This is a genomic window from Marinomonas phaeophyticola (assembly GCF_026966905.1).
Taxonomy (GTDB): domain Bacteria; phylum Pseudomonadota; class Gammaproteobacteria; order Pseudomonadales; family Marinomonadaceae; genus Marinomonas; species Marinomonas phaeophyticola.
In genome coordinates, this window is the sequence record NZ_JAPUBN010000019.1 from 168,479 (window position 1) to 180,428 (window position 11,950).

General features: G+C 36.9%; 12 protein-coding genes. 11 read left to right on the forward strand and 1 reads right to left on the reverse strand.

What is annotated here, in order from left to right:
• Positions 1-70 precede the first annotated feature (70 nt).
• The 11 genes from O1D97_RS14900 to O1D97_RS14950 all read left to right on the forward strand — a co-directional run bounded on the left by O1D97_RS14900 (position 71) and on the right by O1D97_RS14950 (position 10,593).
• Positions 71-1,372, forward strand: coding sequence for a type II and III secretion system protein family protein (locus O1D97_RS14900; protein WP_269126841.1), 1,302 nt, complete (start codon positions 71-73; stop codon positions 1,370-1,372).
• Positions 1,369-1,881 (forward strand): hypothetical protein, encoded by a 513-nt coding sequence (locus tag O1D97_RS14905; RefSeq protein WP_269126843.1) that lies wholly within the window; start codon positions 1,369-1,371, stop codon positions 1,879-1,881. Before O1D97_RS14900 ends, O1D97_RS14905 begins: the two co-directional genes overlap by 4 nt.
• 3 nt (positions 1,882-1,884) lie before the next feature.
• Positions 1,885-3,153, forward strand: a complete 1,269-nt coding sequence (locus tag O1D97_RS14910; RefSeq protein ID WP_269126844.1) for a CpaE/TadZ family protein — start codon at positions 1,885-1,887, stop codon at positions 3,151-3,153.
• A gap of 28 nt (positions 3,154-3,181) precedes the next feature.
• A complete protein-coding gene (locus tag O1D97_RS14915) occupies positions 3,182-4,459 on the forward strand; it encodes a TadA family conjugal transfer-associated ATPase (RefSeq protein ID WP_269126846.1) in 1,278 nt (425 codons plus the stop codon).
• A 67-nt stretch (positions 4,460-4,526) separates the two neighbouring features.
• A complete protein-coding gene (locus O1D97_RS14920; protein ID WP_269126847.1) occupies positions 4,527-5,387 on the forward strand; it encodes a type II secretion system F family protein in 861 nt (286 codons plus the stop codon).
• Positions 5,384-6,247 carry a type II secretion system F family protein gene (locus tag O1D97_RS14925; RefSeq protein WP_269126849.1) on the forward strand — a complete coding sequence of 288 codons (864 nt, stop codon included), beginning with the start codon at positions 5,384-5,386 and terminating at the stop codon, positions 6,245-6,247. The genes O1D97_RS14920 and O1D97_RS14925 overlap by 4 nt, the downstream gene beginning before the upstream one ends.
• Positions 6,240-7,613: an AMIN domain-containing protein gene (locus O1D97_RS14930; RefSeq protein WP_269126851.1), complete on the forward strand. Its 1,374-nt coding sequence runs from the start codon at positions 6,240-6,242 to the stop codon at positions 7,611-7,613. Before O1D97_RS14925 ends, O1D97_RS14930 begins: the two co-directional genes overlap by 8 nt.
• Complete coding sequence (locus O1D97_RS14935) at positions 7,610-8,089, forward strand: TadE/TadG family type IV pilus assembly protein (protein ID WP_269126853.1); 480 nt, start codon at positions 7,610-7,612, stop codon at positions 8,087-8,089. Before O1D97_RS14930 ends, O1D97_RS14935 begins: the two co-directional genes overlap by 4 nt.
• Positions 8,073-8,642, forward strand: coding sequence for a tight adherence pilus pseudopilin TadF (gene tadF / locus O1D97_RS14940; RefSeq protein ID WP_269126855.1), 570 nt, complete (start codon positions 8,073-8,075; stop codon positions 8,640-8,642). Before O1D97_RS14935 ends, tadF begins: the two co-directional genes overlap by 17 nt.
• 19 nt (positions 8,643-8,661) lie before the next feature.
• The gene (locus tag O1D97_RS14945) at positions 8,662-9,948 is read left to right on the forward strand and encodes a TadE/TadG family type IV pilus assembly protein (RefSeq protein ID WP_269126857.1); all 1,287 of its coding nucleotides are present in this window, start codon (positions 8,662-8,664) and stop codon (positions 9,946-9,948) included.
• Between the two features lie 6 nt (positions 9,949-9,954).
• Entirely contained in the window at positions 9,955-10,593 is a 639-nt protein-coding gene (locus O1D97_RS14950) for an OmpA family protein (RefSeq protein WP_269126859.1), read from the forward strand.
• A 64-nt stretch (positions 10,594-10,657) separates the two neighbouring features.
• Here O1D97_RS14950 and purD read toward each other — a convergent pair whose 3' ends face one another.
• The gene (purD, locus tag O1D97_RS14955; RefSeq protein ID WP_269126861.1) at positions 10,658-11,941 is read right to left on the reverse strand and encodes a phosphoribosylamine--glycine ligase; all 1,284 of its coding nucleotides are present in this window, start codon (positions 11,939-11,941) and stop codon (positions 10,658-10,660) included.
• Positions 11,942-11,950 lie beyond the last annotated feature (9 nt).

Sequence of the window (11,950 nt, forward strand, 5' to 3'; positions counted from 1 at the left end):
TTAATATGCAATTTAGAGTGTTTAAAGCTGTAGCGAAAGTCTTTTTGGGCTTTTTTTGTTGTGTTCATATATGTTTGCTGCCTCAAGTAGTGTAAATATTGGAGAGGGTGAGGCAAAAACACTTTCTTTTAATGAAGATATTTCTACAGTATTTATTTCCGATTCAGAAGTAGCTGACTATCAAGTAATCAACAAAAGAAAGTTGGTAGTTTATGGTAAAGTGATTGGACAGGCTCACTTAGTTGTATTTGGAGAAAAAGGAAAAACTCTCCAAGAGAGAAAGCTGATTGTAAATAAAAGCTATACATTTATAGACGATCAACTTAAGTTTCGATTTCCAAATTCTGATTTAACATTAACAAACTTTGGCGAACAGTTTGTTATTTCTGGGGTCGTTCCTTCAGAAAAAGAAAAAGAAGATGCGTATAGATTGGTCGGAGAGCTACTAGGGAAAGAGTTCTCAGATTACAAGGTGAATTGGCATTTGTCTGATGATCAAGAGCTAGAAATTGATTTTTTAACACGGCGTACCTATACAGGGTTAGTAAATCAAATACAGGTGGCAAATACCAAACAAGTGAATGTAAAACTAACGGTAGCAGAAGTGTCTAGTTCTTTTGTTGATGAAATTGGTATTAACTGGGGGAGTGTTCTAGGTGATGGTTTTGCCGGTAACGGCCAATTTTCTGATTTTGTGATTGGTTTTGATGCAGATAATATTGCCGCTTTTATATCAGCGGTAAGTGATGATACAGTTGGGCAAGTATTAGCAGAGCCTAACTTGTCCGTTATTTCAGGCGAGAGTGCAAGCTTTTTAGTTGGTGGTGAAATTCCAATCGTATTCCGTGTTGATGATGGCTATAAAATTGAATATAAAGAAATTGGGGTTGGTTTGGATCTCGCTGCAAAAGTGCTAACGGATGATAAGATAAAGCTTTCAATTCAGCCCCAAGTAAGTTCCATAGATGAGCAGTATGCAAATGAGTTGTTGGGTATCCCTGGGTTTAAAGTGAGGAAAGCGCGTACGACAGTTGAGTTAGGTGATGGTCAAAGTTTTGTTCTTGGTGGTTTGCTAAGCAGTGATGATCAAGAGTCCCTTTCTAAAATACCAGGTTTAGGTGATATTCCAATATTAGGATCTTTATTTCGATATGCAACAACTAAAAGGGTAAAAACTGAGTTGATAATTGTTGCGACCGTTAATTTAGTTGAGCCTATAGAGTCTTCAAGTATTCAGTACCCTAGCATCGAAAGAACATCTAGTTTATCCCGTTTCTTCGTTGGCTTGAAGCCTGAAAAAAACACTAAATTGTCTCCTGCTGCAATTAAATGGCGAGATGAAGTATTATCAACAGGTGGTTTTAAAGAATGAAGAATCTATTATATATTTTATTGATTTCAATGGTAGTTGGTTGTTCTAATGCGCATATAAACTCTCAAGGGAGTGTGATTAATCTGATTCCAGTAAAATATCAGTATGATTTAACTTTAAAAGATGCTTCTAATTTTGAAACGTTACAACGTGATTCTAAAGAGTATATCTATAAAAACATTACAGAATTAGTAAAAAGGGATATTGAGTTAAAATCATACTCTAAGGAAGGCGAGCTTCTTCTGGATAATGCTCGTGAACTTTTGTTGTCTTTAGGGGTTTCTCCTAAAAAAATCACAGTTATCAAATCTAGCATATCTGAGACGGTGGACTTTTCATTAATAATGAACAAGTATGAGGCTCAAGTGCCTGTTTGTAGGGACAGAAAAACGTCTGCTTATGGTGAGGATGATTTTGGTTGTACTGTAGACTCTTTGCGTTGGGCTAGTATTGTTAGTCCAGAAAAGATGCTACCTCAGAATAGTCGATCTATACCTCTACAGGAGTGACTTATGTTTGATTTAGTTGATATTCTTAAAAATACCCGTGAAACTCATGATAAGGAAGATTCGTCTGTTAATGGGGTAAGTACGGCCTTTTTTTATCAGACAATAGAATGTCGTTCTCTTGTCGAAGAGACATATCGTTTTGATGATAAAATGGTACCAAAAGCGGTTAAATTTGATTTTGATGAAGTCGCAGGTAAAGTAACTGATGATGAATGTGAAATCGCAATATTTGAGTTAACGGATAGCAGTACCTTAGCAGAAGATGCTGAGCGCTTAAGTCATCTTATTCCATCTTCTGTGTCAGTTATTATTATTGGATTAGCTGATTCTATTTCTACTGTAAGGATGTTAAAAGGCCTTGGCTTCTACTATGTGTTTTGGCCTATAAATAAGCAAGAGCTGTCAGAGTTTATTGCCGTTATAAATAAAAAACATCAAGAAGCTAATTTAGGTAATATTTATCGCCGCGCAAAACGAATTGCTGTGTTTGGCACAAAAGGTGGTATAGGTACTAGCTTGATTTCTGCAGAGCTAGCGTCAGCGTTATCCACCAAAAAGAGTGCGGATAGTTTATTAGTAAATCATAACTATGATTGCGGTGATCTTGACATTCAAATAGGCAGTGTAAAGCTAGATAAGAAATCAGTCGCAAAAGGAAGGTTAACAACGGATCTTGATGAAACCTCTGTTAGGTCCTTAATGGTACCTTTAAACCCAAAATTAAGATATTTAGCGCTTGCCAAAGATGAGTTACATTCAGATGAAGTACGAGAGGTTACTGATATGGTGATTTCTTTAACAAGCTCTGAAGCTAATCTTATTGTTGAGGATCTGTCTGCTTCTGTGTCTTTTGATCGCTCACCAGAGTGGCTTTTAGATAATTTTAATATTGTTATTTTGGTTTTAGAAGCAAGTGTTTCTTCGTTAAGGGAGTCGGTTAAACTAATTAAGCGCATTAGAAATATACAAAATAACAGCGAGAGTAATAAGTCTTTACGAATTATCGTTGTAGTGAACCATCATAGGCATAAAAAAATGGAGACAGTGTCTATTGATGAAATATCGAAATATTTGTCCCATAAAGTTGATTATGAGTTGCCATATGAAGAGAATATTGCACAAGATATTTCTAAAGGAAAAAGGATAATCGATGGTGGAACAAGGTTTAGTCAAAACATTATCAAACTGTCATCTCAAATAGTAGGTGAGAATAAGTCATTTCAGCGGAAGAAATCATTTTTGCCTCGACTATTTTCAAAAAGTAATAAATAAAATTTAAGTGATTATAATAGGATTATAAATGCTTGGTACTAAGGCTGTTTATAGAAAGTTACGTAATGAAATTTTTGAGGCTTTAGATGCGGAAGCAATCTCTAAACTGACAAAAGAAGATTTGTCACGTCAGTTACTTAGTGCTGTTGACTTACTTATTCAAAAAGATAAGTTGTTGATTCCCACTACAGTTAGGCAAGATTATGTAAAATCTCTTCGTAACGAACTTATTGGTCTGGGTCCATTACAAGTGCTAATGGAGGATGACACTATTGCTGATATTATGGTTAATGGTCCAGATAATGTTTATATCGAACGGAATGGTTTAGTTGAAAAAAGTGATGTTGAGTTTGTTGATAATCAACAACTTATAGAAGTATGTAAAAGAATAGCATCTAGAGTAGGGAGGCGAGTTGATGAGTCTGTACCCTTGTGTGATGCTCGTCTTGCTGATGGTAGTCGGGTCAATATCGTTTTACCTCCAATTGCCATAGACGGCGCTTCAATTTCAATTCGTAAATTTAAAAAACACAGTATCGACTTAGAAAAACTGGTCGAATTCGGCGCTATGTCTCCTGAAATGGCACGGGTGTTAATGATTGCAGCGAGATGTCGAGTTAATATTGTTATATCTGGAGGGACTGGGTCAGGTAAAACAACCATGATGAATGCCTTGTCTCAATATATTGCAGAAAATCAGAGGATAGTGACTATTGAGGATGCCGCCGAACTTAGGTTGTTGCAACCTCATGTGGTACGTTTGGAGACTCGGACTGCTGGTATTGAAGGAACAGGTGCTATAGGGCAGAGAGAGTTGGTCATTAACTCTCTTCGTATGAGGCCTGATCGCATTATAATTGGTGAGTGTCGAGGCCCTGAAGCATTTGAAATGTTACAAGCTATGAACACTGGACATGATGGCTCTATGACCACTTTACACGCAAATACCCCAAGAGATGCGATGTCACGTGTAGAGAGTATGGTGATGATGGCCACAGCCTCGCTACCACTAGAAGCAATACGTAGAACGGTAGTAAGTGCCGTAGATATTATTGTACAAATAAGTCGTTTACATGATGGTAGTCGTAAAGTAACCCATATTAGTGAGGTTATAGGGCTTGAAGGCAGTAATGTTGTGATGGAAGATATCTTTAAATTTGAAAGTGGTGAACAGTCAAGAGATTCAGGTAAAATTCAAGGGAAATTTGTTACGTCTGGTCTCATGCAACGCTCCATACTAATGGAAAAAGCGCGGTCTTATGGGTTGGCTGAAGAGTTAAACAAACTATTTAGTTTAAGGAAATAAGATGATTTATATTTTTATAATAGTATGTAGTTTTGGTCTATATTTTATGTATCTCGGAGTAAAAGAGATGCGTGCTAGATTAAACTTTTTAGATGAACAAAAAGATTTTTTTTATGAAACTTCCCTTGAGGAAAATAGCGCGATTGATCTAGAGCGATTAAGCTATATTCCCTGGTATCGAAGAGCGTCAAGGGCTTACTCGAATTTATCAAAGGAATTGGGCGCTTTTCCTACATTCAAATTAATAGTGTATTTTATGTGCTGTATGCTGGCTGGATATTATTTGAACTCAACCTTTTTTGGTTTTAGTTTAAAGCTAGCCTTGCCTGTATCCTTATTTTTCGGCTTTATTTTTGGTGCTCAGTATTTAAATTGGCAAGCAAAAAAACGATTTGATGAATCTTTTCCAGAGGCTCTGAATATGTTGGCAAGTGCCATCTCTGCTGGTGAAAGTCTAATGCATTCTATTATCTATGTGGGAGAAAATATAGAAAGTTCAGTGGGGAAAGAATTTAAAAGAATGGGAGAGCATTTGAAAATAGGAGATTCTCCAGATGAGGTGTTTAGGAAGGCATGTACGCGCTTCCCTTATCCTGCATTTCGTTTTTTTGTCATCACGATGAGGGCGAATATTGCTCGAGGTGGTCAACTAAGAGGAATTATTACTAATTTGAATCGAATTATGTTCGAAGCAAGAGCTATAGATAAGAAGAAATACGCTTTAACGTCAGAAGCTAGAGCTTCCGCGAAGATTGTTTTTGCAATACCTTTTATTTTTTTATTTGGGGTGATGCGCTTTTTAATGCCTGAGAATTATTTTTTTGTGATGGAAGACGAGACGGGTAAACAAATTCTATATTACATGTTGATAAGTGAAGCGATAGGTATGCTGATTATTTACCTGATTATGAAAGGGGTAAAAGCATGAGCGACTTTTATCCTATTTTATTAATTGCTCTTCTCTCCTTAGGTTTCATGTTTATTTTGCAGAGTTTGACGATAACGCGTCAGCGAACAAAGTCACTATCTCGTGCTTTAGATGGAGATAATAAGAGTCAAAATATTTTAACTAAAATTCGACTTTTCTTACTTTCACTTATTAGTATGAGTAATGAGGATGTAAGAGATAAGTTCATTGCTGCCGGCTTTTACGAAGCGAAATTTGCACCTTATTACTTTCCGTTTAAATATATATCTGCATTGTTGTTGCTTCTGTTGCTTTGGTATTTTGGCAGTGAATTGCTCTTTTTAAATAAAATTATGTATTCTATGTTTATTCTCATATTTTTTATAATCGTACCAGATGCTTATCTAGAGTTCAGAAAAAAAGCTTTATCCGCAAAAATAAGTCGACAACTACCGTATTTAATTGACCTGTTAAGTGTGTGTGTGCAAACAGGGCTAACTATTGAAGCGTCAATATTCTATTTAACAAAAGAGATGATTGATTTTGATAAAGATATGGCCTTTATGTTGAAAAAAGTGAGTGATAGATCTCAAATTAGCGGTATAAATAAAGCATTAAGCGATTTAATGGTGAGAGTGCCTACAAATGAAATGCGTAATTTTGTTTTCAGTTTGACTCAAAGTATAAAGTACGGCACGTCTATTCAACATGCTTTGGATACGTTAGCAAAAGATATTCGAGAGGTTCAAATATTAGAGTTAGAAGAGAAAGTCGGGAAGTTATCTGCAAAAATGTCCATTCCTCTTATATTGTTTATTATGTTCCCTATAGTGATACTTATTACCGCTCCTGGTGTTATGAGGATGATGGGGAATGTATAATAAAACTATATTGACCTTTATTATATTTTTGATTATTTCAGGTTGTGCCCCTCAAATTATTAACTCAGACCAGGAAATGCTTCAAAAAGAGAAAAGCGAATCTTTAATGATTCAGGCTAAAAATTACAGTGGGTTAATTGACCTCTATACATCTCAATTGTCATTAACAACATTAATTCCAGAGGATCGTGATGCTTTACGATTTAAACTAGCGTCGGTTTATTACGAAGCGGGCGACTCAGAGGCCTCTTTATTTCAATTAAGATTACTTCCAGAAAATAGCATCCAAACCAAAGAGCGATATTTACTGCAAGCAAAAGCTCAATATAAAGAGTTAGAATTTGAACTATCGCAACAAGCACTGGATAAAGCGTTCTCTTTTGATGAGCAATACGCCGCCGCCTATAATTTTCAGGGTATATTATTTACAGAGAAGGGCGAGATTTATGATGCCAGAAAATCTTTTACAATCGCCCGAGAAAACTCCTTTAATGATATTGCGGTAAGAAATAACTTAGCTATGCTTGATATATTAGAGGGGGACTTTGAATCTGCGTTAAATATTTTGTTGCCTATTTTGCACTCTGGTCAATCGGATAACATGGTAAAAGCCAATCTAATTCTTATCTATGCTAAATTAAGTAAATTTAAAGAGTTTCGCGCTATGCTTGGGAAAAACTTTTCAGATGAGGAGGTTATTGAGCGTTTTAAATTGATGCATGATTTGGAAATTGAAAGTAACAAGCGTGCAGAAATAAATGAATCAAAGCGACTTAACATAGACGCTAATTTTTTGAAAGAAAAATTAATTATAGGGAATACGAGTACAAAGGGTGTAGAAAGCGATAGTGATAGCTTTGTATACGACAATGCTCCAAGTGTTTCCTTTCCATCATTAGAGGAAACACTCATACTTCCAAGTAAAATGAATACTCGAATAATAAATAAAAATACGGAAGAGCCGGGCTGGAGTGTATATATGAAACAGTCCGATCCATTAGAGTCGTTTCTGGTTCACAACGTTGATCGTATTTCATCTGTAAATGGCAGTATTAAAATCTTAGGTATCAATTATCAGCTCAAAGATAATTCCCATAATTTCACCATTTCATTCGATCAACCAATTATGGACTATAATAGTTTTGATTTATTGGCTGGCAACCAATGGATTGTAGATCTAAAGGGGCGCTTCAATGCTCCGGAAAAGAGTATTTTTGTGTTTGATAGTAAGTTGGTTGAGCAATCCAAGCTTAGTCTATACCCTGATTTTGCACGAGTTACCTTTCAAATGAAAAGCAGTACATCACAACCTCCGATATTGACAGTGAATAAGAATACATTATTAGTTAAATGGAATTCTGTATGAAGAAATTACTTGTAAGTCGTAAAGATAAAAAAGGTGTTGTAGCAATTGAGTTTGCTTTAGGTTTTTTTGCTTTTGTATCTCTATTTCTTCTCTGGGGAGAAATGGCTGTAATGGGTTTTTTCTCATCCGTACTGGACTATTCTGTTTCGGAAGCGTCTAGAGAGGTAAGAACAACATCTGCTGAAGATTATAAGGCAGAGTTTGTTAAGCGAATAAAAACAAATAACGATTTATGGTCTAACTTTATAGACACGAATAAGTTTACGATAAGCGTTAAGTATTATGATGATATTGGATCAATCGCAGATGATAAGAATTTTGGGCATGATAATGCCACACTTTCAACTCTCGCAGTATACAAAATTGACTATGATTATACTCCTGTTTTTAGCTTATTTTATGATGACGGCACTGTAAAGCTGTCTAGGCAAGTGATTAACCTACAGGAGTATGAGCGTAATGAGTTTACTCAATAATGAAAGCAGCAAGTCTTCTCAGAGAGGGTTGTTTGCTATTGAATTTGCACTCGTAGGAGTCTTTTTTGCGGCTCTACTGGTGTTTACTGAAGATGTGGTTATTAAACAATCGATTAAGGGAAAGCTAGATCGCTTGTCTTATTCCTTAGTAAACATTGTTAGAGAAAGGACTCAGCTGTACAATAAAAGTGATCAAATGAGTCTTGCTGAAGCAAATGATTTATTGAAAGTGGCTACTCGATCTCTTAAAGAAACAATGGGAAATTTTGAAGAGGGCAGGTTGGGTTTGGTTATTGAACAACAAAAATTCAAAGCGAATTTATCCCCTGAACCTGTTAGAGCAAATATAGAAAGCTTCAAGTTGGGTGGTTATAATTGTGATCCTGCTGAATCGATAGATCAAAGAATAGGTTTGGCTCCAGTTAGTTTGTTAGGAAGAAAGGTTACTTTGTATCAAGTTACTTTGTGCTATCAATCGGATAATTTGTATGGGGATCTAATAGGCGAGACTCATGAATTAGTTCGATCAACATCTATTACTGTAGAACGATAAGTTAACAGTGAGGAATACTATGTATATCAAACAAAAAAGCTCTCAAAAGGGGCTTGCAGCTATAATTTTTGTGATAATGTTTCCTTTTATGTTTGGGATATTTATACTCGGTGTCGAGGGCAGTCGCTACATGCAGGAGCATGCTCGTTTAGGTGATGCCGCTGAAGCAGCCTCATTAGCGATAGCTGCCAATAACGGTAATGCAGCAAGTAATAAAAAATTTGCCTTGGACTTTGTTAATGCTTATAGCGATGATGCGACGCTTACTCTTAGCGACATTAGTATTGTTGAGAAGACTTGCAAGCAAATTTATGGCAATAATTGTGGTAAGCCAGGTGTTTACGACAAAGATGGGAATCAATTTGTAGAATATAAGGTAGCAATTAATACCAAATACCAAAGCTTTTTCCCCGGCAGTGATTATCATCAAGGGTTTGATGAAAATCAGGCTATGTCGGCCAATTCTGTTGCACGAAAGTTTCGAGGAGACACTGTTGACGTTGCATTCGTTGGTGACTTTTCTGGGTCAATGTACTCTTATTGGAATGGACAGAGGAAATACAAAGGAGTTTTAAATGTTATTAATAATATCTCGGATGAGCTTGACCAGTTTAACAAATTAGATGCTGTGTCTGGTAGTGAATCAAGAAGTCAGGTTGCGTTTATTGGTTATAATAGTTATACCAGTGATGGCGTAAATTACTATAGTAATCTAACTTATACAGGGAATTCGCTTCTAAATTATATATTAGGCGCAACCCGACTTAACAACCTGATAGACTTAACAAGTACAATAAATTATGTCTCGACAGCGGTAACACCAAAAATAATGTATAACTATCGTGCCCCAGGGGCAAGATTTAAAAATGTACCTTTAACGTCTGATATTACTTCATTTAAGTCAGATATTAAAAACTTTCAACCTAACTATGGTACGTCGTCTTATGAGGGGTTGATCTCTGCAGCTAGAATCATTTCAGAAGGAGTGAATAGAAAGAAACTAATTTTTATTCTTTCTGACGGTGCGGATAACTATCAAAATGTTGCCAATAATTTATACAACGGTGGCTTGTGCGATAATATTCGGAAGGATTTGAATAGTAAGGTAATTTCTGGGAAGAACGTGGAATCTGCTATAGTGGTAATAGGGTTTGGGTACAACATAAGTAGCAATCCTGGTATACAGACATGTGCAGGCTCAGATAATGTCTATTCAGCGGTTGATTACGATGATATCTTCAATACCATTTTAGAGTTAATTATGGAAGAAGTAGGTCATAACTACAGTAAAGATTATAAGGTTTAATTAATAATGAAAAATAAATTCATGTCTTTGACTCTACTTTCTCTTCTAAGTTCATCTGCTTTTGCAGGGGGATATACAGAAGCGTTACAAATATATTGCTCAAAAGATCATGGCAGCTCAAGCTTCACTGTCTCAGTCGGCAATGCGATACCCATTTATAATAGGCAGCATCCTTTGTCGTATGTTGTAGGTGATTCTATAGAGCAACCTATTGATAACGTATTTATTAAAACACTTGAGTACACTGGTCTTACAAGTGAGTGCGCGGAATACTTGATTAAGCATGGTAATATTACAACTGAGAAAACATCAGCTGATGCTATTGTAGGAAGAGTGTTTTTTGGTTTTGACCAAGCGAGCTTAAGTAAAGAGTCAAAGCATGTTTTGGATGAAGTGATTAAAACATTAAAATCTAGTGAGTCCAGTTTGAAATTAGAAGGCAATACTGACTCTACTGGGAGTATTGAATATAATTTAGCTTTAGGTTTGAAAAGAGCTTCAGGTGTAGACAGCTACGTCGTTGATAATGGAATATCACCGTCCAGAACGGATGTGCTATCTAATGGTGAAAGTGCCCCGATAGCGGACAACAAAACGCCAAAAGGCAGAGCTCAAAATCGTCGCGTAGATATAGTCGTAAACTAATGAGTTAATATTAGTATAAAAAAAGCCACTTCAGTGAAGTGGCTTTTTTGTTTGTAAAGTATGTCTATTTTTCGCGTGTCACGGCTCTATGGCCTATATCAGTGCGATAGTAAACTTTGTCCCAATGTATTTTCTTAACAACTTCATAGGCACCTGATTGAGCTTCAGAAACTGTATTGCCAAGAGATACAGCACAAAGTACACGACCTCCATTAGTAACGACATTACCATTCTTTAATGCGGTTCCTGCATGGAAGACTTTTTGATGAGACTCAAGCGTTGAGTCAAAGCCAGAGATAACATCGCCTTTTGGATAGCTATTTGGGTAGCCTCCGGCCGCAAGGACAACCCCTAAACTTGCTCTTGGGTCCCAGTCGCAAGTTTGCTGATCTAATGTTCCAATAATGGCGGCTTGGCAAAGAGAAACGAGATCAGAGCGTAAGCGCATTAATATAGGTTGTGTTTCAGGATCACCAAAGCGGCAGTTATATTCCAGAACTTTTGGTGTGCCATCACTTGCTACCATCACACCTGCATATAAAAAGCCACGATAGCGGTTACCTTCAGCATTCATACCAGTCACTGTTGGCATAATTACTTCGCGCATGATTCTGTCATGAATTTCGGGAGTTACTACTGGTGCAGGTGAATAAGCCCCCATGCCTCCAGTATTTGGTCCTAAATCGCCATTATCTCGTGCTTTATGGTCTTGGCTTGTTGCTAATGGAAGAACCGTTTCACCGTCAACCATACAGATGAAACTAGCTTCTTCACCAACTAAGAATTCCTCGATCACAACGCGGCTACCGGCCTCACCGAAAGCATTGCCTGCAAGCATATCTTCAACGGCTGCAATTGCTTCGGCTTCAGTTTGAGCAAGAATCACTCCTTTACCCGCTGCAAGGCCATCTGCTTTGACAACAATAGGTGCGCCTTGCTCTTTTATGTAAGCCACTGCTGGAGCTATCTCAGTAAAGTTTCCATAAGCGGCTGTAGGGATCTTATGGCGTGCTAAGAAGTCTTTAGTAAAGGCTTTGGAACCCTCTAGTTGTGCGGCATTTTTTGATGGCCCAAAAATGGCTAGATCAGCCGCTTCAAACGCATCTACAACACCAATAACTAATGGTGCTTCTGGCCCAACAATAGTCAGGTCAATGGAGGATTTTTTAGCAAAATTGACTAAACCATCAATGTCTGTAACGTCAATATTAATGTTTTCTACTTTATTTTCTAATGCCGTACCTGCGTTACCAGGTGCAACAAAAACATGAGTAACTGCTGTGTTTTCCGCAACTTTCCATGCTAATGCGTGTTCACGACCGCCATTGCCAATAATTAAAATTTTCATTCTGATCTC

Bases quoted from the DNA above. Each gene is read 5' to 3' on its own strand.
- O1D97_RS14900 (WP_269126841.1), top strand. From the start codon at position 71: ATGTTTGCTGCCTCAAGTAGTGTAAATATTGGAGAGGGTGAGGCAAAA.
- O1D97_RS14905 (WP_269126843.1), top strand. From the start codon at position 1,369: ATGAAGAATCTATTATATATTTTATTGATTTCAATGGTAGTTGGTTGT.
- O1D97_RS14910 (WP_269126844.1), top strand. From the start codon at position 1,885: ATGTTTGATTTAGTTGATATTCTTAAAAATACCCGTGAAACTCATGAT.
- O1D97_RS14915 (WP_269126846.1), top strand. From the start codon at position 3,182: ATGCTTGGTACTAAGGCTGTTTATAGAAAGTTACGTAATGAAATTTTT.
- O1D97_RS14920 (WP_269126847.1), top strand. From the start codon at position 4,527: ATGCGTGCTAGATTAAACTTTTTAGATGAACAAAAAGATTTTTTTTAT.
- O1D97_RS14925 (WP_269126849.1), top strand. From the start codon at position 5,384: ATGAGCGACTTTTATCCTATTTTATTAATTGCTCTTCTCTCCTTAGGT.
- O1D97_RS14930 (WP_269126851.1), top strand. From the start codon at position 6,240: ATGTATAATAAAACTATATTGACCTTTATTATATTTTTGATTATTTCA.
- O1D97_RS14935 (WP_269126853.1), top strand. From the start codon at position 7,610: ATGAAGAAATTACTTGTAAGTCGTAAAGATAAAAAAGGTGTTGTAGCA.
- tadF (WP_269126855.1), top strand. From the start codon at position 8,073: ATGAGTTTACTCAATAATGAAAGCAGCAAGTCTTCTCAGAGAGGGTTG.
- O1D97_RS14945 (WP_269126857.1), top strand. From the start codon at position 8,662: ATGTATATCAAACAAAAAAGCTCTCAAAAGGGGCTTGCAGCTATAATT.
- O1D97_RS14950 (WP_269126859.1), top strand. From the start codon at position 9,955: ATGAAAAATAAATTCATGTCTTTGACTCTACTTTCTCTTCTAAGTTCA.
- purD (WP_269126861.1), bottom strand. From the start codon at position 11,941: ATGAAAATTTTAATTATTGGCAATGGCGGTCGTGAACACGCATTAGCA.